This window comes from Streptomyces sp. NPDC104831 (assembly GCF_055583025.1).
The window spans coordinates 47,312-67,869 of record NZ_JBVJOT010000039.1 but is presented as its reverse complement, the minus strand read 5'-3'; the positions used below and the strand labels follow the sequence as shown (position 1 = coordinate 67,869).

Below are 20,558 nucleotides of genomic sequence, written 5' to 3'. Positions count from 1 at the left end.
CCCGGCGCTGACCGGGGACCGTCCGGGCACGGGGGAACCGGGCAGGGGCGAAGCCACGTGCCCGCCCTCGACCCGCGGCTGATCCCGCTCGCACCGGTGGCGGAGCCGAAAACGTCGAGGTCGACGACGAGGATGTCCCCGCGCGGAGACCCCCCCGGCCGTCCGGGCCGGAGGTCGGCCGCGCATTGATCGGTACGACCACTGCGCCCCCGGGGCACCCGTCAAGGTCAGGCCCGGCGCAGAGGACAGGCCGGCGACGCTGCCCGGGCGGAGCCGGCGACCGGAGCGGTACGCCCCGTTCGGATCGCCCCGGAGGTCAGTGGGGAGGCGCCGGGCGCACCGGGTGCTTGCTCATGACGGAGACCCGGTTGAAGGCGTTGATGGTGATCGCGACCCAGATCACGGCGGAGATCTCGTCGTCCGACAGGACCGAGCGGGCGAGGGCGTAGGCGGCGCTCTGCGCGTCGGCGTCGGCCGGATGGGTGGTGGCCTCGGCCAGGGCCAGTGCCGCGCGCTCGCGCGGCGAGAACAGCTCGGTGTCGCGCCAGGCCGGCAGCACGCCCAGCCGCTGCGCCGTCTCGCCGGCCCGCAGGGCGGCGCGGGTGTGCAGGTTGAGGCAGTAGGCGCAGGCGTTGAGCTGGGACACGCGGATGTTGACCAGTTCGACGAGGAGGCGGTCCAGTCCCGCGTCGGCGGCGGTCGCGCGGACGGCCTCGGCGGTCGCCGTCATCGCGCGGTAGGCGTCCGGACTCTGCTTGTCGACGAACACCCGTCCGCCTGTGGTCGCCGTCACGGTCTCGGCCACGTGATCTCCTTCATCGCGCGATGTTCTGATGTACGTCCTATCATCAAGAAGTGAATGTTGAAAATCGAACTTTCCTTTGCGGGAGAGGAGCAGACCGGTGAGCAACACGGAAGCGGTGCCCGCCGCGCACGCCCGCGAGGCCGGGACCGGCGCACCGGCGCCGGCCGGCGTCGAGGTCCTCACCCCGCGTGACGTGCCCCTGGGCGGCCCCCGGGCGATGCGGGTGCGACGCACGCTGCCCCAGCGATCCCGGACGCTGATCGGCGCCTGGTGCTTCGCCGACCACTACGGGCCGGACGACGTGGCCTCCAGCGGCGGCATGGACGTCGCCCCGCACCCCCACATCGGCCTCCAGACCGTGAGCTGGCTCTTCAGCGGCGAGATCGAGCACCGCGACAGCCTCGGCATCCACGCCTATGTCCGGCCCGGCGAGCTGAACCTCATGACGAGCGGGCACGGCATCTGCCACTCCGAGGTGTCCACTCCCGCGACCACCGTCCTGCACGGTGTGCAGCTCTGGGTCGCCCTGCCCGGGGAGCACCGCGACACCGCACGGGACTTCCAGCACTACGCGCCGAAGCCCGTGCCGCTCGACGGCGGAGAGGTCCGCGTCTTCCTCGGCACCCTCGCCGGTGACACCTCCCCGGTGCACACGTTCACCCCGCTGCTGGGCGCCGAACTGCACCTGGCCCCCCACGCCACCGTCACGCTGGACGTCGACCCCGGCTTCGAGCACGGAGTCCTGGTCGACACCGGCGACGTCCTCTTCGACGCGGCCCCCCTCAAGCCGGCCGAACTCGGCTACACGGCACCGGGCCGCCCCGCCCTCACCCTGACGAACCAGTCGAACGAACCGGCCCGTCTGATCCTGCTGGGCGGCCCGCCGTTCCAGGAGGAGATCATCATGTGGTGGAACTTCATCTGCCGGTCCTATGAAGAGATCGTACAGGGACGCGAAGCCTGGATGTCGGGGGACCGGTTCGGCTCGGTCGACGGCTACGACGGCGACCCGCTCCCTGCGCCCGAGCTTCCCACGGTGCCGCTGAAACCGCGGCGAAACCCTAGCTGACCTGCTGAAACGTAGGGATCCCGCTGGTAGTGGGGAAGGGAGTTGGAAGGGCTCGGCATATGGGTGTACTTGAGCCTGAGAGGTGGCTGTCATTCGGCTGCGGAAGGTGTGCGCTCGACGGGTCGAGTCCAGAGTGTGGGCGCCTCTGGCAGACTTTGGCCGGCCTTTTGCTGACCCAATGCTGACTTTACTGACGCGTCATCAGTTCACGCTGGCGGTGATTGCCGCGGAGCGGCAGCAGTGGCTGCGTTTGTTGCCGAGTCGGGGCCCTGCCGCTTGCTGACCTGACGGCGTCGGAGAGCGGTGCCGGCCGCAAGAGGGTGACTGCCGGAGCGTCGTGTTGTGGGAAGGCGACAAGACCGGTGCTGTCTTCGCCAACCTTGCGGCCGGCCGCACGTCGCTCTGGGCGGTCAGCCACCCCACACCCGGGATCGCCGGGAGCGACTGCCGCCTTGCCCTCGACCAGTCAAACGAACCGCTCGTCGATATCCCATAGCCCACTTCGAGGATCTCGCGTAACAATGTTCAGCGCCACCAGGCCTGACGAGGCGCGGCGCACTCCCGCTCGCGCGGAGAGCCGCTACATCAAGGCCGGCGGGCAGGGGTGCCGGTACGGGGCCGCCGAGCATCGGCCGGACACCGGATCTTGCAGGCGGAGTGTCACCGCCGTACAGCCGCACTGTCAGACCATTTGCCTTACGATGCGGAGGCACGGTTCGCGGCCTCGTGAGAACCAGCTCGATGCGGTCGCGGCACATCCGTACTGAGCGGATCGCAACCGCCCCCGTCCAGCCGGCGTACGGTGGCAGGTTCAGTGCGGGGCAGCGGTGTGAGTACGGGGCGTGGCCTCTGTGCCAGGTCGGCGATGGGTAGTCACTGCTCCAGCGAGCGCTGACCTGTGTGGCGGATGTGGAATGGTGAGCCGCCTGCGGAAGGATGGTGAGCTGAGCCCACTCGACGAGTTTCAAGGATAGCGGGACGCTGTGAGGGTCGATCTGTTTCCGATGGCGCATCATGTGGAGTGCGTGGCGATTCTTGAACCGGCCGCGAAGGCGTCCTGACCTGCGATTCTGCCCGCACATATTATGTGCGGTGTGGGAGTTACGGGCGAAATCTTGCTTGACGCGGAAATGACGCTCGTGACGTCCATTCTGGTGAGGTGTCAGACGCGTTGCATCGCTGGTCGGCTGGCATGTGGGAAGTCCGTGAGGCAGAGGTGTCGATAATTCCTGATGTCAAACGGTCTTGCTCGGTCGCATGAGTAGAGCACCCAGCAGGTTCTTGGTCTGCTGGTGGTACAGCAGTTGCACCCAGCTGACCAGGGGAAACAGCAGTTGGTGCAGCTCGCTGGAGGGGTCTGGTCCGGAAATGGCCCGGATCTTGGTCCGTCTCGGGTTGCGCAAGGTGTTGGTGCTGGGCGGGGCCTCCTCGGACCGGTGCTGTGATCGGCAGTGCGACGAGCTGGATTCTTGCCGCTCCTGCTTCCGCCGCCGTGGCGCCCGAACGGTTCCGCTGCGACTTATTGACTGCCGAAGGCCGAAAGGCGCGCCGCCCGCCGACGCTCGGGGGCTGTCCGTCGCGCGCGGTGCCGGTCAGGCCCGGGGGCCGCCCGCGGGTGTGCCGGTGAGCCGGATCAGCATCGTGTCCGACTCCCCCTCGCGGCCGACCGCCACGAAACCGCGGGCGGCGTAGAGGCGGACGGCCGGATTGCCGTCCTCCACGCTGAGGCTCAGGTCGACGCCGGCCCGGGCCGCCTGCGCCACCAGTGCGTCGAGCAGGGCGGCGCCTGTGCCGCGTCCGCGGTACTCGGCAAGGACACCGAGCGTCAGTTCTGGTACCTGAGGGTCGACATGGCCGTAGCCGGGATCGTCGGCGGGGAAGGTCCGTGCCCGTGCGGCACCGAGCGGGCGGCCCGGGCCGTCCTCGGCCACCACGCCGAAGTCGCCCGGCCGGGGCCAGCCGGTGATGTAGTGCGCGATGCTCGGCGTCCGCAGGATTTCCTCCAGGGTGAACCGCGGCTGGGCCCAGTTGAACGCCTCTAGCAGCACCTCCGCCAGGAAGCCGGCGTCCGCCGCGGTCGCGGGGCGCAGCCGTGTCCTGTTGGCCGGCCTGTCCGTGTCGGTCTCGGGTCCGGTACGCATGGGTTCTCGCTTCGTTCCGTCGCCGACGGGCACACAGCGTACTGCGGCCCTGGTTCGCGCCGCGGCAGGTGGTCATGGCAGGAAGAGGCTGCGGTTGAGGCAGGCGACCGCGGCTCCCACCAGGGCGCCACAGGCCGTGGTCGCCGGGCGGTTCACCAAGGGGCCCATCAGTTCCTGTCCCGGGTGGCCAGGAGCAGGGGGGCGAGGATGAACGGGAGGCCGAAGGACAGCACGACCTGGAACCACACGAGCGCGGTCGTCGGATTGACGCTCGCCGCCAGCACGAACAGGGCGGGGAACACCGTCAGGGCCCTGCGCACCACCAGGGGGGAACCCGGCGAAGGTACCCGGCCATGATCACTTGCCCGGCGTAGGTGCCCACTGAAGTGGAGGCGAGTACCTGTTTTCGATGACGCATCATGTGGAGTGCGTGGCGATCCTGGAGCCTGCCGGAAAGGGCCGCTGACCTGCGCTTTCGGTGGGTGCGCATGATGTGCGCTATGGGCGTTACGGGCGATATCTTGACGCTGAAATGACGCTCTGCGAGGTGTCTTGACGCTCATTTGACGCTCGTTCTGATGGGGCATCAGGTCTATCGCGTCGCTGTTCAGGTGGGCTCCTGGTTTCGTAGGTGTGGCGGGCTGCCGGGGACATAGGGGCCGCTCGCCCAGCCATCACCGTCACCGGCTCACAGCCCCGAGCCAGCCTGTCTGCTGCCCAGGCGCGGTCTTGGGCGACGTCAGCCGCCAGCGCCACCAGTCAAGTAAGCAGTTGTCCGGGTGATGCGACCGGCCATGGGCCGTCCGGGGGGGGGCGGGCTCGGCCGGTCCGGCCGACGGGGCCTCCAGTGCGTCCTGCAACCGCTCGGCCAGCCCCGGCCAGCCCGGCTCGGAGCCCGGACCGGAAGGGCATCGGCCCAGCGGAGCAGGACGTTGCCTCCTGTGGGGCGCCAGAGCGCAGGCCCTCCACCAGCCTCCCTATGGCGATCGCGTACTTTGACGACCATGATGTCCGCTACACGGCCGACAGTTGGATGAGTGTTCCTTCCTCACGATTGCTTCGGAATCGGAAGCACACACGCGACACGCGAATTGCACTAAGTTGTATGTCCGTATTCAGCAACTCTGTTACTCGATGCTCACCCACATAGGAGTGAGCGGTAGGCTGTTTTCACTGCTCAAGCAGTGTGGCGGTCGCCTTCCGGGGCGACCGAGGATGTGGCGGTCGTCCTCCGGGACGGCCGAGGATCGCAACTCCATTCCGGCCGGCAGCTGGCGGACTGGGAGGAAGTGGCGGTCGTCCTCCGGGACGGCCGAGGATCGCAACTCCGGGACGTGCGCGTGTGCGTACCAGCCGCCCTTGTGGCGGTCGTCCTCCGGGACGGCCGAGGATCGCAACGGCATCGGCGGGGACGTTGCAGTGACGGCCACCGAGGGTGGCGGTCGTCCTCCGGGACGGCCGAGGATCGCAACGCCAACGCCATCGCCAAGCTCGACCCGGCCTCCGAGTGGCGGTCGTCCTCCGGGACGGCCGAGGATCGCAACAGCCTCGACGGCGTCATGTTCAGCCCTGACGGCGACGTGGCGGTCACCCTCCGGGGCGGCCGAGGATCGCAACGCCGAGACGCCGTATCCCATGTCGGTGAGCACTCTCCTGGCGGTCGCCCTTCGGGGCCACCGAGGATCGCAACGCGGTGAACTGCACGGTGGCCGAGGTCACCGGGATCAGATGGCGGTCGCCCTCCGGGGCAACCGAGGATCGCAACCAGCTCACCACCCGTGAGCAGCAAGACGCCCTCGCCGAGCTGGCGGTCGCCTTCCGGGGCAGCCGAGGACCGCACGGCCGTGGCGGTCGCCCTCCGGGGTGGCCGAGGATCGCAACGATCACTGGTATAGCAACGCTGGCGGCAAGGCCGTCACTGGCGGTCTCCCTTCGGGGCGGCCGAGGATCGCAACCACCCCCGCGCCATCGACGCCTTCGAGGACTGGCCCTGACGGTCGCCTTTAGGGGTGGCCGAGGCTGGCAACCCCCTCCTGTTCCCCATCGTGGGATTGGCGGGGGTCTCGTGGCTCGACCGTCCTTGCGCATAGGACGCGCGCTCGGCTCCTCATGCAGTTCGCGTTCCTGTGATGCGCTCGGGGACGCTGGATTTGCGATCGCAGCCAGCAAAACGGGGATCCGTGAGGCGACGCTGCCCCGCAAGGAAACCGGGTGGGTCGTGTCGTGTGGTGGGCGAAGTTGCGATCCTCGGCCGCACCGGGGCACAACCGCCAGCCGAGCAGGCCGGAAACTTGATCACCGGCGCACTGTGGTTGCGATCCTCGGTCGTCCCAGAGGACGACCGCCACAGTGGTGGATCAAAGGCGTCGGCACCTACCTCATGAGGTTGCGATCCTCGGTCATCTCGGAGAACGACCGCCACGGTACGTACCTGCCAGCCGCGCAGAGCCCGGTGAATGTTGCGAACCCCGGACGACGACCGCCACTAGCTCCGGGGGCAGCATCCCGGACTCGACGTCTCAGTTGCGATTCTCGGCCGTCCCGTGGGACGGCCGCAACCACTCCGACCGGGGCGAAGATCCCATTCTGTGCGACGTTGCGATTCTCGGTCGCCCCGAAGAGCGACCGCCACCTCACGGCAACCCCTACGCCGCCTGGCGCGCCATCACGTTGCGATCCCCGTCGCCCCGGAGAGCGACCGCCACTCTGCGGCTCCACGGTCGCGATCCCGTGGAACTGGAAGTTGCGACCCTCGGCCGTTCCGTCCTGCAGCCGCCTCTTCGTGGTTCACCCGATGAGGCGATGAAAGGTGATTCCCGGAGGGAGGTCGCTCTCGTCAATATTGATCTTGTAGTGGCTGAAGGACCTGGGTGGTTCGTCGGACAGAGGGGTGATGGCGAGCCGGTCGAAGAGGGTGGCGGCTGGGGCTTTGCCGAAGGCGTTGTCGTGGGTGAAGACGTACAGGCCACGGGTGGCCATTTCGCCTCGGGTGGCGCTGCGGTCGTGGTCGAACATGTGCTGAAGGACCGTCCACAGTGTGCGCAGGTCGTCGCTGGTGACGCCGGTTTGCTGGCCGCGGGCGGCGCTGTAGAAGGCGTGAGCGCGGTAAAGGCCGTAGTGGACGGTCCATTTGGAGCCCATCTCGGTCTGCTCACCGTTGTCGATGTCGGCTTGTTTGGTCTGGGTGACGCGGGTGATGGCGTGGTCTACAGGGTGGACGGGGGAGACGCTGCGGCCGAAGGTGATCTGCAGGGGGCCGCGGACGTGTCCGGCGCGCGCGTCACCGGTGGACAGGACGCCGCCGAAGAGCCGGATGTCGGCGAAGTTGTCGCACATCCACTGCTGGACTTTCTGACGTTCGGCCGGGGTCGGCTTCTGGGTGGGTTTGACGGCGGCGCCGGTGAAACCGCGTTCGATGTTGGCGTTCAGGGCGACGTCGGCTTCGACGAAGATCTTGTAGCGGGGGTCGTCGGGGTGCAGCAGGGGGATGGTGTCGCGGATCTTGCGTTTGAGGGCGACGTCCGTGACGAGACCGTCATAGGTCTCGGTGTCGATGCGGGGGTGGTTTCCGGCGTCGGGGTCACCGTTGGGGTTGCCATCGTGGACGTCGAAGAGCAGGACGATGTCGTGGCGGCGGGAGGGGTCCAGCAGGTGTGCGGGGATGGCGATCATGGTCACTCCTTGGTGGTGGTGTCGTCGGTGGTCTCGGTGTCGGGGACGAGTTCCTTGGTGGGCAGGCCCCGCTCGCGGGAGCGGGCGATGTCGTGGTTGCGTTGGTCGGCGTAGCCGTTGAGCCACAGTCCCTGGTCGTGCAGGGCCAGATGGGTGGGGAACGGGCGCAGGCGTCCGGTGAGTTCGTCGAGGCTGCGGGCGAAGAAGGCGGCTGATTTCTCGCGGTTGTGGGTGCGCAGCTTCTTCAGGTGCGCCTTGGAGTTGCGCAGCGCCGGCACGAGAACGGTGGCCGGGCTCGTAACGGCACGGCTGAAGTAGCGGTCCGCGATGGTGGTGTTGAGGGCTGCCCCCCCGGCGCGGGTGGCGGCGAACTGGAGGGCTTCGAGGACTGCGAACATGCGGCCGGCCACGTAGGCGGGGGTGTCGTCTTCCGAGTCGAGGGCCATGGACAGCTCCTGGGCGTGGTTGGGGTGGGACCGGGTCAGGCATAGCCGGATCAGGGCCTGCCGGGGAAGGTCGAAGCGGCCGTCGGTGCGGATGCGCAGCAGCAGGTGGGAGAGCATCGAGGACGACAGCGGGGTGCCGTTGAGGGCGGCCTGCAGGAGTTCACGCTGAGCCCAGACGGGGCGGCGGGCGCTTGATGCTCCCAGGGGGGCGTAGGAGCCCGGCCTGGCTCCGCGTCCGGCCTGCCAGCGGCCGAGCGCGAGGAGGAGCCGGTAGACGGAGAAGAAGCGGCGCTGGCCGGTCCAGGGGTCGGTTACCTGCATGTTCGCGAACCAGCTGGCGATGTGTGCTTCTGCCTCGGGCAGCGGGATGTCGATCCAGTCGCGGATGACGACGCGGCCGGCGTTGCTGGACATGGTGGCGGCACAGAACATGTCGGTGCGCGCGGTGCCGGAGACGATGGCCGTGCCTTTGCGTGGTGCGTCGATCATTGCGGCGATCTTGGCGGGGTCGGGCTTGAACAGCAGACGTACCGGGCCCTGCGGCTGCTCGGCCCGGCTGGCCGTGCCGGGGACGGGTGCGATCCACCAGACCAATGCCGTGTCGCCGATGGTGCGTCGCTGGTCGCGGTGCTTGAGCAGGTGTTCCAGGGCGGCGGTCGCTGACTCGGCGCAGCCTTCGCAGATCGGGATGTGCGTCAGTTCGGTCTGCAGGTTGAAGCCGTGGGCGGACTGGTTGACGCTGACTAGGGCCGGGCCTTGGGTCTGCTTGCGTTCGGCCTTGCTGTCCGGGTCGTAGCCGACGGCGGGAATCAGATTGGGGCGTAAAGAGCGCGGCATCCGCTTCAGGAGCGGTCCGTGGCCATCGTGTACCAGGCAGTGTCCGTGCAGGCCGGAGGACTTCCGGCTCTGCACGATCAAGGGCCAGTACGTTCGCACGGTGGGGCTGTTGTGCGCCATCTGCCCCTCCACACGGAAGGCTACGACGTCTGCTGAGGTGTACTTCGGTGGTCGGGTAATTCGCGTGATCTGGCCGGAGGCCAGGAAGGCGCGCAGGGCCTGGGCTGTCTGGTCGTCGGGGCAGTCGGTAGCCCATTGGGCCACCAGGGTGCAGAAGGCTTGGTGGTAGCGAGCCGCTCGTGCCTGCGCCTTGGGGTCGTCGGCCTTCTTCGGGTCGGGCCAGCCGAGTGCGTATTCGATTTTGTCGCTGGCCAGGAGTGGGACGACGGCGGAGGTGCGGCCGATGGAAGGGACGAGCATGGGCAAGCCCCGGCGGCCCGTGGGATCGGCGGGGTCGCGAATGGGCTGCAGGTCGGTGGTAGTCAGCTGCCCTTGAGTATTGAGGTCGACCATCCAGTGCACGCCGCTTTCCAGGTGAAAGGGCGGCGGCAGGTGATCAGCGTGCGCGGTGGCGTACTCAGTCAGACGGGTGAGGAACATCAGGCCCCCTGTTGCCCGTTGACAGGCGGAATGAGCTGGTCCCGGGCGGGATCGTGAATGCCCTCGCGAGGAACGTTGAGGATCCCGTCCGCGAGCTGGGCGGTGAACCACAAGGAGCGGGGGCTCTCACCGCTGTAATCGATGTCCAGGAGCATCACCCCCAGGTCCTCAGACCGGCGGATGCGTGTACGGCTGGGGTCCGGTGGGCCGAAGGCGGTGCAGGAGAACTCGCGGCAGCCCAGATAGGGGTGGGTGAAGCAGGCACCGCGCTCCAGTCGCCTGCGGAACTGGTCGCGGTACTTGGCGACCGGGCTGTTGGCATGTGGCTTGAGCTCCATGGTGGCGTGGATGCGGTAGCCGACATCGCGCAGTCCGAGCATGTTGCGCTGGTCCCGATGCGCAGCAGCGTAGAAGTGATAGGCAGCGCCGCCCTGGGCGACGGTGCGCAGGCTGGGTGCTTCGGTGACTTCGTTACGGCGAATGCTGAACCAGCGGATGTCGTTGAGGACCTCGATCTTCAGGATCCTGTAGTGGAATTCTGGCTTCCAGAAGACCGCTTCTAGTGCCCCGCGCGCTGCGCTGGGGGTCATTACGGGGTAACTGACGCGTTCGGCTTTGAGTTCAGGGCGGGTGAAGCAGGCGTGCTCGCCGCTGATGTCCATCACCAGTGGGGGGTACGGGGTGCGCTTGCGCACGTGCGGCTGGGTCATGGCGTGTCCTCGTCGGTCGGGATGTGCAGGCCGAGGCGGTCGTCGTAGTGGCCGGTCCACTCGTAGAGGTCGCCGAGGACCGGTCGCAGCCGGCCGGCGACTTCGGGTTTGTCCAGCAGATTGATCCGCAGTGAGACCGTGTAGGGCTGCAGCTGACGCAGCAGCCTCCAGCCGTCGGCTGGGTCGCGGCGCAGCCGCTCCAGCCATGCCGCGATGGGTACGTCATCCCTGTCGGGGCGCTGGTAGTGCACGACGACGGGCACCCCGTCGTCCTCGATCATGCGGAAGCCGTCGGCCACGGCGGGGAAGTTCCACGCCTCCCGCGCATCGATTAGCTCGGCTCCCATAGCCGTGCGCGGCAGCGTGCCGTAGTACTGGCGGAAGTAACGGGCCAGGGAGCTGAGATCGTCGGGATCCGGCCGACCGGGGCCGAACAGGCGACGAGTCTCGGCGACCGGCAGGCCGTAGGAGGGCGGCATCCCCTGCTCGTACGGGCTGAAGATCACCACGAGTCCGCCTTCAGCACGGCGCCCCTCGCGGTTTGCGCGGCCGGCCGCCTGAAGGATGGCCTCAGCAGGCGCCATCGCCCGGTAGACCACCGGGAAGTCCACGTCCACGCCGGCCTCGATGAGCTGGGTAGAAACCAGGACGACTGCATGGTCTTCTTCCAGAAGTCGTTCCACGTCGGCGAGCGTGGCCCGCCGGTGTTCCGGGCACATGCGGGTGGACAGATGCCGCACGGCCACCCCTTCGGGGGCGTGGCGTTCGGCGGCAGCGAAGAACCGGCGGGCATGGTCGACGGTATTGACGACCGCCAGCACCTGGCGGTGTCCGGCCGCCTCAGCGGCTACCTGGTCCAGCGTCGGCCGTGGTTCGGTCCACCAGCGGTAGTGCATCGGACGGATGCGGCGGACCCGCGTCTGCAACTCGGCAGGATCCGAAAGGATCTCCATCGGAGCCACCTCGCGCAGCGGCGCCAGATCCCAGAACTCCGGCTGGGTGGCGGAGGCCAACAGCACCGTGACACCGAAATGGTCGACCAACTGCCGCAGCATGGTCAGGATCGGAATCAGCAGATGCACCGGCAATGCCTGGATCTCGTCAAGCACGAGCACCGACCCGGCCAGACGGTGCAGCTTCCGCATCGTTGAAGGGCGGCGGGCGTGCAACGACTGCAACAACTGCACCGTAGTGGTCACAACGAACGGCGCGTCCCAGTTCTCCGCGGCCAGCCGCTGCCAACGCCCGCCCGGCCGGTCAAGGTCCACACTGCTGTGGTGCTCCAGCAGCACCGCATCACGCGCAGTGGAGCGCAGCAGCCGCCGGTAGACGTCCGCGTTTTGCTCGGTGATTGAGATGAACGGCACCGCCACCACAACCCGCCGCAACTCGTGTTGGGCAGCGTGATGCAGCGCGAATCCCGCGCTCGCCATGGTCTTGCCCAACCCCGTCGGCGCCGCCAACTTAAAAAAACCGGGCGGTAGCGAGGCAGCCTTCACACATGCCTCGTACACCTCGGCACGCAGCGGATCAATCGGACTGGACCTTTCCCGCCGGGCCAGGAGTAAGCCCCGCGAGTCCTCGAACCGGTCCAGCAGCTCCGCCATAGTCACCGTCGCACCGACATGCTCCCGGCGCTTGCCGACATGGACCTGCGTGTCGAGATGATCCGCGTCCACCAGCGCGCTGAACAGCATCCGCGTCAGCAACTCGCCACCAAGTGCCTCTCCGGCGACGTCCGGCCACCGCACCGGCGACGGATTGCACAACTCCGGCATCAGAGGCTTCAGGCGCCGCACGGCCTGCTCCTCCGCCGTAAGGTCCCGCTCGGGTGAGGCGAGGTACTGCTCCAGCTCGCCCGGGCTCGTCAAGCCTCCATGGTGGCCTTGGACTGGTAAGGCGAACGCGTCGAAGCCGAAACTGTTGATCAACAGCCTTGTACCTGCGGCCTTGTGATCGATTCCGACCGGCTCTTTTGTGCCTTCGACCGCCAGCAGTCGTCGCTGCCACTCCTCGGTGGCCTTGCCGACGTCGTGCAGCAATCCGAGCCAGAACGCCAGATCTCCGCCCCCGAACGGCGAAGCGAACTCACGGGCCAACCCGGCAACCGCTCGCAGATGATCAACGAGCAGGTGCCGTCGACCAGAAGCATTCACACTATGTGCGAAGAGACATAAATGATCCCGCATGACTCCCCTTCACAAGAAGTAGGACAAACCCCACCCGACCATCTAAGCCAGCCTGAGCCGCCAGAGCAGCGCAGAACCACGAAGCCGGCGGAGGCAGCCGACCGTGCACGGACGAAGGCTAACTACCGCCACTGACAACTGGACTTGGCCTGCAGCGATACGCCGCTGGTGCCCGCAAAGCAGCTGTCGACTGACCTATACAGCTCGCCACTGAAGTGCTCGGTGATCCCGCCTCTGTGTCATGCTGATCGGGGTGGTGCGTCCCAGAAACGGGGCGCCGACGGTTGCCTCCTGGAGCGACCGAGGTTCGCAACTACCAGAAGGTTCTGCTCCCGCTGAAGGTCCAGCTGGTGGCGGTCGTCCTCTGGGGCGACCGAGGATCGCAACATCTCGTCCATCGTGAGGATGGCCAGTCGCCAGGGCTTGTGGCGGTCGTCCTCCAGGGTGACCGAGATCGCTATCTCCCCCTGGATGGCCGCCTGATGGACCTGCTGCTCACCTACGACGTCGACACCACCAGCCCAGCTGGCCAACGCCGCCTTCGCCGCGTCGCGAAACTCTGTGAAGGCCACGGCCTGCGGGTCCAGAAATCCGTTTTCGAGATCATCGCCGATGAAAAGACACTCCTCACCCTCCTCCATGACCTCGACCAGATGATCGACTCCGACACCGACAGCATCCGGCTCTACCGGCTGCCCGTCGAAGGCTTCGACCACGTCCAGACTCTCGGCATCGCACAGGTCCAGCCCCATCGTGGAGACCTTGTACTCTGACGGACCATGACGCCCGCTAGACGACCGACGGGCGGATGCGTGTTCCTCTCGCCCGCCTGCTTCGGAGCCGGAAGCACACACGCGACACGCGGATCGCACCGAAGTCGAATGTCCGTATTCAGTAACTCTGTCGCCTATCACTCCACTACTCGGGAGCGAGCGGTAGGCTGATTTTGCTGCTCAGGCAGCGTGGCGGTCGTCCTCCGGGACGGCCGAGGATCGCAACTACGGCGTCGACCGCGACAAGAAACTCGCCTGCCTGAGTGGCGGTCGTCCTCCGGGACGGCCGAGGATCGCAACATCTCGCGCTGGCAGACGGGGCAGACGCCGCGGCCGGTGGCGGTCGTCCTCACGGACGGCCGAGGATCGCAACACGGTGATGCCGTTGACGATGACCGGGTTGGCGCAGTGGCGGTCGTCCTCCGGGACGGCCGAGGATCGCAACGTCTCCGGCTCCTGTACGGGGAAGGGCTCCGGCTGGCGTGGCGGTCGTCCTCCGGGACGGCCGAGGATCGCAACACCCCAGCGGTGACCGCCGCGGCCATGGCGCGGGCGGCGGCGGTCGTCCTCCGGGACGGCCGAGGATCGCAACCCCGGCACGGGCCGCGGCAACCTGGACCACATCCTGGTGGCGGTCGTCCTCCAGGACGGCCGAGGATCGCAACGACAAGACGGCCGACCTCATCGCTAAAACAAGGGAAAGTGGCTGTCGTCCTCCGGGACGGCCGAGGATCGCAACAACGAGTGGAACCCCAACGCGCACAGTTGCCCGGGCGTGGCGGTCGTCCTCCGGGACGGCCGAGGATCGCAACGCCATGGCCGGGCGACACGACCCACAGCGGCTCTACGGTGGCGGTCGTCCTCCGGGACGGCCGAGGATCGCAACCTGGCACCGGCGCCCGGCGAGCATGGACGGCGGCGCGTGGCGGTCATCCTCCGGGACGGCCGAGGATCGCAACTACAACCCCCACGCGCTGTGGCTGATGGCCGCGCCGTGGCGGTCGCCCTCCGGGACGGCCGAGGATCGCAACCTTGATGACTGGTACGGAGAGGAAGAACGCCCCGGCGTGGCGGTCGTCTTCCGGGATGGCCGAGGATCGCAACTGTACGCGGGTGGCGAGCGCGGCCGCCGGCGCGGGTGGCGGTCGTCCTCCGGGATGGCCGAGGATCGCAACGGCTCGCTCGACCAGCTCGACCACGCGGTTGCCGCTGTGGTGGTCGTCCTCCGGGACGGCCGAGGATCGCAACAGCGCATCGAACGCGGGCTTGATGCCCTTCGACCAGGTGGCGGTCGTCCTCCGGGGCGGCCGAGGATCGCAACATCCGCTCGTGCTCGATGCTCACCGGTCGGCGGGGGTGGCGGTCGTCCTCCGGGACGGTTGAGGATCGCAACCCCACGCCGGACCTGGTGACGGCGGCGGCCGGGCTGTGGCGGTCGTCCTCCGGGACGGCCGAGGATCGCAACGACGCCTGGGACTGCGTGCCGACGGTCGGCTTCACCCTGGCGGGCGCCCGGACGGCCGAGGATTGCAACTGGATGATCGAGCGCCACTGGGCCAGCGTCGATACGACTGGCGGTTGCCCTTCGGGGCAGCCCGAGGACCGCAACATGACCTGGTAGGCGCCCACGGCGCCAATTCCGTGGACTGGCGGGCGCCCTTCGGGCTGATCGAAGATCACAACGCCTCAACTGTGAGTTGGGCGGCGGAGGCGCCGCTTGTGGTGATCACCTTTCGGTTTGGCCAACCGACGTTCCAGTGCTATGCCATCTCGCTTCTCTTACCGGAGGGTGGCACGGCCGGCGGCTGAGACAGGCCCCCTCCTGACTCGCTACCCATGTGAGTCCACAGGAATTCAGGCTTCCTGTAGCGACGGGTATACGGTTCCCCTGAAAGAGCGATTCTCGCGGCAGGATGGGGCTGGGTTTTTCACAAGGGCGGAGATTCTCTGTTCGGATTTGATCGCTTCCTGGCATCTACTGAGAGAGTGGGTGAGTCCTTTAGGTGCGAAGGGCTGATGCCGGGCCTCTGTGTTCGCGTTCGCCGAGAGTTCCCCACTCCGTTTTCACGATTGTCAGCTCGTGCTGTAGTCCGCGCGCCGGGTCTAGCGTGCGAATGCACGCAGAAGGGCCCCAAGTTGGCTGGTCGTCGCGTCGGGACCCTTCTCCTCGTGCTTCGTCACCCCAACGCACCAGGAGGTACGGAAGTTGATTCAGCACGTTCGCAGGGGGCTGGCACGCCTTGTACCGGCGGCGCCCGTGGGTAGCATTCCGCTGACGGTCCTCTTCCAAACGGCCGCTGTCAGCGTCTTCCTGCTCACGTTCCGGTTCGGCTCCGCGCTGACCGTCGCGGTCATGGCGGTGGCCGTCATCTGGCCCGGAGCTCTGCCGCCGGAAGTGCAGATGATGGTGACGGTGTCGGCATGGTCGGATCGCAGCGCCGTCTCCTTCGTGAAGATCCGTTACGCCAGCTGACGCATCGGTTAGCCGACCTTCCTGCCTCCTGACCGCGACAGGTCGGGCTCGGGTCCGGGCGTCTGCTCGGAGCTTTTCGAGCAGACGCCCTCCCATTTCCTCCCCCCGATGGATGCACCACCGCGGCGCGCCGGCGCTCGGCGCGCGCCCGTGCCCTCGGCGGGGGCTGCCGCAGTCATCCTCGAACCCCGCGGAGTGAACACCATGCTGCAGCGCCACGGCCCCGGTGGGTCGCGCGCGACCTTTCAACCGGGCCCCCTCGACACCGTCCTGACCCACAGACCGCTGGCGACGCCGATGAGCGCTCCCCTCGCCTTCACTGCCTTCTGCCACGACCACTGGCCGGTCTACTGGTGGTTCAGCAGCACCACCGCCGGATCACCGCACCGCGGTGGTGAACTCGCCCGCGCGGCCTTGCAGGAGGTCGCCTTCCGCTGGCCGGCGGTACTGGGAAGCGCATCCCCCTCGGCGGCGGCCTGGGACCTGCTGTCGCAGAAGTGCGCAACCCGACGGACAGGGCCGGCCGCTCGGCTGCGCCGAGTGCTCCATCGCCTTGAGGCCGACGCACTCGTGCTGCGCCACAAGATGGGCCTGACGCACCGCCAGGCGGCTCATGCCATGGGGCTGGCGGAAGCGGACTTCGAGCTGCTGCACAACCGGGCCGTGCTGAACATCGAGCAGGGAATATGACACCGTCGAATGCCGTCTGGTGTGCGCCGGAGCGTCAAGCGCGTTGAGCGGCGGCTGATTTGCTTCGTAGGTGCATCGCCCGATGGTGGTGGCCGGTAGCAAACAGGCGAGCAACCCTCCTAGCATGGGGCTCACCGTTGATGCCCCGCGTCAGCGCGGGTAGGCGCGGGGATCTGAGCGTGGGGAGCGGCTCATCGTTGATACCAGCAAACCCAGCGTTGCCCGAATGTATGACCACCTCCTCGGTGGCACGGACAATTACATTGTAGACCGGGAGGCGTGCGAGGAATTACTACGCATTGCCCCCAGTACGCGCGAGTTAGCGCTAGTGAACAGGGCATTTCTCGTTCGTTCGGTCCGCTACCTCGCCCGCCAGCATGGCGTGCGTCGGTTTCTCGACCACGGCTCCGGTTTGCCGACTCGGCCGAACGTTCATCAGGTGGCGCAGGAGGCCGACGGGACCAGTGAAGTGGTCTACATCGACAACGACCCCGATGTCCTCAGCTACGGTCGCATGATGCTGGCGGAGGATCCGGAGACGACGGCCGTCCTCGGCGCCGACATGCGTGACACGGACGTGATCTTCGAGAGTGAGGAAGTCAGACGCCTGCTACGGGACAGTCAGCCCGTAGCGGCCCTGTTCGTGAGTGTCTTGCACTGCATCCCTGATGACGATGACCCGTGGGCGCTGGTGAACAGAGTCGCTCAGCGGCTGCCTCCCGGCAGCTACATGGTGATCTCCCAATTGGCGAGTGACGATCCCGAACTGCGCCACGAGGTTACGGAGTTCATGCGGCGAGCCACTGGCAACCAGTGGGGTCGCGTCCGTTCGACGCAAGAGGTGGAGCGGTATTTCGAGCACCTGGAGTTGCTGGAGACCCAGAGACCCGTCGAGGTCTCGCGCTGGCTGCCAGACAGTGACTTCGCCCCGCGCCAGAGGGACCCGAACCCGGAGTGGATCGAGTTCGGCGCCGTGGCCCGCATCAGGTAACTACTCGACGGAATCGGAAGACAGATCGGTGATGCACTCCAAGAGAAAGTCGAGGCTCTCCTTTTTCTTCAGCGTCATGTCCCAGCATTCGTCGATCGACGCCTGGTAGACCTCCACCTCGCCCGGCTCGGAGTAGAAAGTGCCGCCGCGGTTCATGTCTTCCAGATAGATCGTCCGGCCGGTGGCACAGTCGCGGGGCTTGAACAGCGTCATCGCTGGATGAACTGGCAGCTTGGACCGCGTCGCGGAGGCGGGCAGGATGCGAATGTGCACGTTGGGCTTATTCTCAGCGAAGTTGTGCAAGTGTCGCAACTGCTCACGCATGACGTTCCTGCCGCCTCGCATCTGTCTCACAGCCACCTCGTGGATCACCGCCGTGAGCTCAGGTCCGTCTGGCTGGTCGAACATGTGTTGGCGGCGCAGGCGTAGCTCCAACCGCCGCTCCATGGTCGCCCGGTTCTTATCGCGAGCCTTCGGGCTCGGGTAGGTGTTATAGAAGTCCTCCATCACCGCCCGGGCGTAGCCGGCGGTCTGGAGCAGGCCAGGAATGAGGAGGTGGTGGCACGTCTTGATCACCTTGGACTGGGCTTCGAGAGCCAGCAAGCCGATCATGATGTCACCGGTGACGTCGGAATAGTGCGTCCACCACTGCTCACCGCGGGTCTGCTGCAACAACGTCTCCACTTCCTCGCAGATCTCGGCAGGAGCCTCGTAGAAGCGGAGCAGGGCGCGGACGCGTTCCTCCTTGAGCGTCTTGCTGGTGGCCTTCTCGCACCGCTGCACCGTCGCGAGGGCCCCGATCACCGGGTCGCTGCGGGCAGCCACCTGCCCCAACGTCAGCCCGCGCTGCTCACGCAAATGCCGCAGCAGAGCCCCGATGAGCTGTGCTGCGGCGCGCGGCGATGCAGGCGGCGCTTGCCCCTCCCGGCCTATGAGGGCCAGCACTTGAGTGGACATCCGATCTCCTCGCGGTGAACGACGGTCCCCCGTCGCGTGCCCAGGATGAACAGTCCCCTGACCCGGGAGCAAGCGCTGCCCGCCTCTTTTTAGACAGGCATGTTGCTGAACTCCCCCTTGCCCGCTCCGTCGATGAACGCGTCGAACTCGCCCCTGGTGTAGATAAGCGCCGGCCCGTCAGGGAACCGCGAGTTGCGTACGGCGTATTCATTCTCGCTGAGACGCGCCACTTCGATGCAGTCGTTCTGCGCATCGCTGGCCCTGGCCTTCTGCCACCTCGCGCCGGTGATCTGGTTGGCCGCCATGCCGTTTTCCCACTTGCCCATGCCGCGCCTGCCTTCCGTCCATAGTCAGCGATGACGACTCACCGCCGCACTGTCGTAACTGGACACACCCACGGGTCTTTTCACGTCAAAGTGAAATTTTCACGTGGCGTGAGAACGATCAAGATTCTAAGCCTTGACCGGGCCTGGACGGTGTCCCTCGAAAGAGTGTTCTCACGTCGATGGAAAGCGATTAGTAAGATCAACAGATTAAGCATCTGCCCGGGTGGTGTGCCTGGGCGAGAATGGCCGAATTTGAGCCATGGCGAATCTCGTGGGTGCGGTGGCGTGGGGTGGCGTCCAGCATCGGGGGGACCAATGGTGAGCTGTCGTGTCTATGCCATCCCGCCTTTGCCGCCAGGGAAACGTTGACGGGCTAACGCGGGACCCGACCGCCACCACGCCAACCACTCTGGTGACTCGTGCTCTGGTACGCGGCGGTTTCTGAGGCTTGCTGATTTGCCGGCGGCCTGAGTTGGGATACCGAAGCCGGAGTCAGGCCGGAGGGCTTACCTGTAACGATGGAGCAGGCGTTTAGAAGGCGCCCGCTCTAGTGCTTGTGGCATGGGCCTGACCTGGGGAAACGTGATCTTGCCCGCCGTCCCCTCGGACGCCGGGGGACGCATGGGGGAAACGCATCTTCCCGATGACTGGGGGACGCGATGTCCATCGGACGGCCGCACGCGCAGGATCTCACATCACCTTCGAGTTAGCCGACCTTCGTTGAAACAATTCCGCGCCCCTCGGCGTTACGGATCTCGGAGCCGAGGAAGGGAAGGTGTGGAGCCTGAAGCTGTTCCACATGACACAAAGCGGCGCGGCCGAGGTCGCGCCGCGTCTTGCTGAGACGGAAGCGGATGTGCAGGCTCAGGTCGAGGCACACATGGAGACGTTGCTGGGCATCCGGTTCCTGGGGAGTGAGTACAGCACCGGGCCTGTCCACGGGGGCAGAATCGATTCACTCGGTCTGGACGAGAACGGATCGCCCGTCGTCGTGGAGTACAAGCGCGGTGTCGACGCCGGCGTCATCAACCAGGGCCTGTTCTACCTGAGCTGGCTCGTGGACCACCGGGCCGAGTTCGAGCGCCTGGTCCGCGACCGGCTCGGGGCTCCGACCGCGGCCCAGGTGCTGTGGAGCAGCCCGAGGCTGATCTGCATCGCTGGGGACTTCACCCGCTACGACGTGCACGCCGTGCGCGAGCACCGGCGCAGCATCGACCTGGTCCGCTACCGGTACTTCGGCAGGGACCTGCTCGGGCTTGAGACCGTGGCCTCCGTCAGCGGCGGGCAGCCGGCGCTGCGCGGGGCCCGCAGGAAGCCGGTCGCGCTGGCAGGGGATGCCGGCCCGGGCGCGGGGCTGGACGAGCTGGTGCAGGCGCTCGACGAAACACTGCTCGGCCTCGGGGACGGCGTGACGCGCATCCAGCGCAAGACCTACCGGGCGTATCAGCGTCTGCGGAACTTCGCCTGCGTCTGCCCGCCGCAGAAGACCAAGCTCCTCGTGTACCTCAAGGTGGACCCGAAAGAGGTCGACCTGGTGCCCGGCTTCACCCGGGACGTGTCCGGTCTCGGCCACCACGGGACTGGTGATCTGGAGGTGCAGCTGCGTATGCCGAGGGACGTGGAGCGGGCGCAGGAGCTGTTCCGGGCGAGCTACGCGATGGCGTGATCGCCTGCCGCTGCGGCCTCCTGGGGGCTGTGCTTCGTGTCGTGTTGGTGGCCGTAGGCGGCGCCTTTCGACGTAGGGGCAGGGCGTGGCGGTGGACTATCTATGGTGCGGGGGGGGGCCCTGTTTGTCCCCCCACAACCCCCCCCTCCCTTTCTCCCCTCCTCCCCCCAGTTCTCTTGGCGGGACCCCCGCCTCCTATCTCCTTCCCTGCTT

15 protein-coding genes and 1 CRISPR repeat array are annotated in these 20,558 nt (G+C 67.1%); of the genes, 6 read left to right on the top strand and 9 right to left on the bottom strand.

The features are described 5' to 3' along the window. Window positions 1-316: 316 nt before the first annotated feature. Window positions 317-805, bottom strand: coding sequence for a carboxymuconolactone decarboxylase family protein (locus ACZ63H_RS25290; protein WP_469868637.1), 489 nt, complete (start codon window positions 803-805; stop codon window positions 317-319). 97 nt (window positions 806-902) lie between these two features. Between ACZ63H_RS25290 and ACZ63H_RS25285 the strand changes: the two genes are divergently transcribed. Further along, window positions 903-1,874 (top strand): pirin family protein, encoded by a 972-nt coding sequence (locus tag ACZ63H_RS25285; RefSeq protein ID WP_469868635.1) that lies wholly within the window; start codon window positions 903-905, stop codon window positions 1,872-1,874. 1,592 nt (window positions 1,875-3,466) lie between these two features. Here ACZ63H_RS25285 and ACZ63H_RS25280 read toward each other — a convergent pair. The 6 genes from ACZ63H_RS25280 to cas3 all read right to left on the bottom strand — a co-directional run bounded on the left by ACZ63H_RS25280 (window position 3,467) and on the right by cas3 (window position 12,469). Beyond that, the gene (locus tag ACZ63H_RS25280) at window positions 3,467-4,015 is read right to left on the bottom strand and encodes a GNAT family N-acetyltransferase (RefSeq protein ID WP_469868633.1); all 549 of its coding nucleotides are present in this window, start codon (window positions 4,013-4,015) and stop codon (window positions 3,467-3,469) included. A gap of 167 nt (window positions 4,016-4,182) precedes the next feature. After that, complete coding sequence (locus ACZ63H_RS25275) at window positions 4,183-4,335, bottom strand: divalent metal cation transporter (RefSeq protein WP_469868631.1); 153 nt, start codon at window positions 4,333-4,335, stop codon at window positions 4,183-4,185. A gap of 2,467 nt (window positions 4,336-6,802) precedes the next feature. After that, on the bottom strand, window positions 6,803-7,687 hold the full coding sequence (gene cas7c, locus ACZ63H_RS25270; RefSeq protein WP_469868629.1) for a type I-C CRISPR-associated protein Cas7/Csd2: 885 nt from the start codon (window positions 7,685-7,687) through the stop codon (window positions 6,803-6,805). Window positions 7,688-7,689: 2 nt separating this feature from the next. Continuing rightward, window positions 7,690-9,570: a type I-C CRISPR-associated protein Cas8c/Csd1 gene (gene cas8c, locus ACZ63H_RS25265; protein WP_469868627.1), complete on the bottom strand. Its 1,881-nt coding sequence runs from the start codon at window positions 9,568-9,570 to the stop codon at window positions 7,690-7,692. After that, window positions 9,570-10,280 carry a type I-C CRISPR-associated protein Cas5c gene (cas5c, locus tag ACZ63H_RS25260; protein WP_469868625.1) on the bottom strand — a complete coding sequence of 237 codons (711 nt, stop codon included), beginning with the start codon at window positions 10,278-10,280 and terminating at the stop codon, window positions 9,570-9,572. The genes cas8c and cas5c overlap by 1 nt, the downstream gene beginning before the upstream one ends. Beyond that, window positions 10,277-12,469 carry a CRISPR-associated helicase Cas3' gene (cas3, locus tag ACZ63H_RS25255; RefSeq protein WP_469868623.1) on the bottom strand — a complete coding sequence of 731 codons (2,193 nt, stop codon included), beginning with the start codon at window positions 12,467-12,469 and terminating at the stop codon, window positions 10,277-10,279. The genes cas5c and cas3 overlap by 4 nt, the downstream gene beginning before the upstream one ends. A gap of 482 nt (window positions 12,470-12,951) precedes the next feature. Here cas3 and cas2 point away from each other — a divergent pair, with 482 nt between their 5' ends. From cas2 to ACZ63H_RS25235, 4 genes are all read left to right on the top strand, one after another. Further along, window positions 12,952-13,242: a CRISPR-associated endonuclease Cas2 gene (gene cas2, locus ACZ63H_RS25250; RefSeq protein WP_469868692.1), complete on the top strand. Its 291-nt coding sequence runs from the start codon at window positions 12,952-12,954 to the stop codon at window positions 13,240-13,242. Between the two features lie 189 nt (window positions 13,243-13,431). Continuing rightward, window positions 13,432-14,707: direct repeats of the CRISPR family, unit length 37 nt; unit sequence GTGGCGGTCGTCCTCCGGGACGGCCGAGGATCGCAAC. Between the two features lie 741 nt (window positions 14,708-15,448). Continuing rightward, entirely contained in the window at window positions 15,449-15,715 is a 267-nt protein-coding gene (locus tag ACZ63H_RS25245; RefSeq protein ID WP_469868621.1) for a hypothetical protein, read from the top strand. 195 nt (window positions 15,716-15,910) lie between these two features. Further along, entirely contained in the window at window positions 15,911-16,405 is a 495-nt protein-coding gene (locus tag ACZ63H_RS25240; RefSeq protein WP_469868619.1) for an RNA polymerase sigma factor sigma-70 region 4 domain-containing protein, read from the top strand. Window positions 16,406-16,598: 193 nt separating this feature from the next. Next, window positions 16,599-17,396 (top strand): SAM-dependent methyltransferase, encoded by a 798-nt coding sequence (locus ACZ63H_RS25235; protein ID WP_469868690.1) that lies wholly within the window; start codon window positions 16,599-16,601, stop codon window positions 17,394-17,396. Here the strand turns inward: ACZ63H_RS25235 and ACZ63H_RS25230 are convergent, their stop codons facing one another. Next, entirely contained in the window at window positions 17,397-18,353 is a 957-nt protein-coding gene (locus ACZ63H_RS25230) for a helix-turn-helix domain-containing protein (RefSeq protein ID WP_469868617.1), read from the bottom strand. It abuts the gene before it with no gap. Window positions 18,354-18,442: 89 nt separating this feature from the next. After that, window positions 18,443-18,679, bottom strand: coding sequence for a DUF397 domain-containing protein (locus ACZ63H_RS25225; protein ID WP_469868615.1), 237 nt, complete (start codon window positions 18,677-18,679; stop codon window positions 18,443-18,445). Between the two features lie 775 nt (window positions 18,680-19,454). On the opposite strand from ACZ63H_RS25225, the gene ACZ63H_RS25220 reads away from it, so the two are divergent. Continuing rightward, window positions 19,455-20,345 (top strand): DUF5655 domain-containing protein, encoded by an 891-nt coding sequence (locus ACZ63H_RS25220; RefSeq protein ID WP_469868613.1) that lies wholly within the window; start codon window positions 19,455-19,457, stop codon window positions 20,343-20,345. Window positions 20,346-20,558 lie beyond the last annotated feature (213 nt).

Excerpts from the sequence above, each read along its gene's own strand:
- ACZ63H_RS25230 (WP_469868617.1), bottom strand. The coding sequence starts at position 18,353 with ATGTCCACTCAAGTGCTGGCCCTCATAGGCCGGGAGGGGCAAGCGCCG.
- cas8c (WP_469868627.1), bottom strand. The coding sequence starts at position 9,570 with ATGTTCCTCACCCGTCTGACTGAGTACGCCACCGCGCACGCTGATCAC.
- cas3 (WP_469868623.1), bottom strand. The coding sequence starts at position 12,469 with ATGCGGGATCATTTATGTCTCTTCGCACATAGTGTGAATGCTTCTGGT.
- cas5c (WP_469868625.1), bottom strand. The coding sequence starts at position 10,280 with ATGACCCAGCCGCACGTGCGCAAGCGCACCCCGTACCCCCCACTGGTG.
- ACZ63H_RS25225 (WP_469868615.1), bottom strand. The coding sequence starts at position 18,679 with ATGGGCAAGTGGGAAAACGGCATGGCGGCCAACCAGATCACCGGCGCG.
- ACZ63H_RS25280 (WP_469868633.1), bottom strand. The coding sequence starts at position 4,015 with ATGCGTACCGGACCCGAGACCGACACGGACAGGCCGGCCAACAGGACA.
- cas7c (WP_469868629.1), bottom strand. The coding sequence starts at position 7,687 with ATGATCGCCATCCCCGCACACCTGCTGGACCCCTCCCGCCGCCACGAC.
- cas2 (WP_469868692.1), top strand. The coding sequence starts at position 12,952 with ATGGACCTGCTGCTCACCTACGACGTCGACACCACCAGCCCAGCTGGC.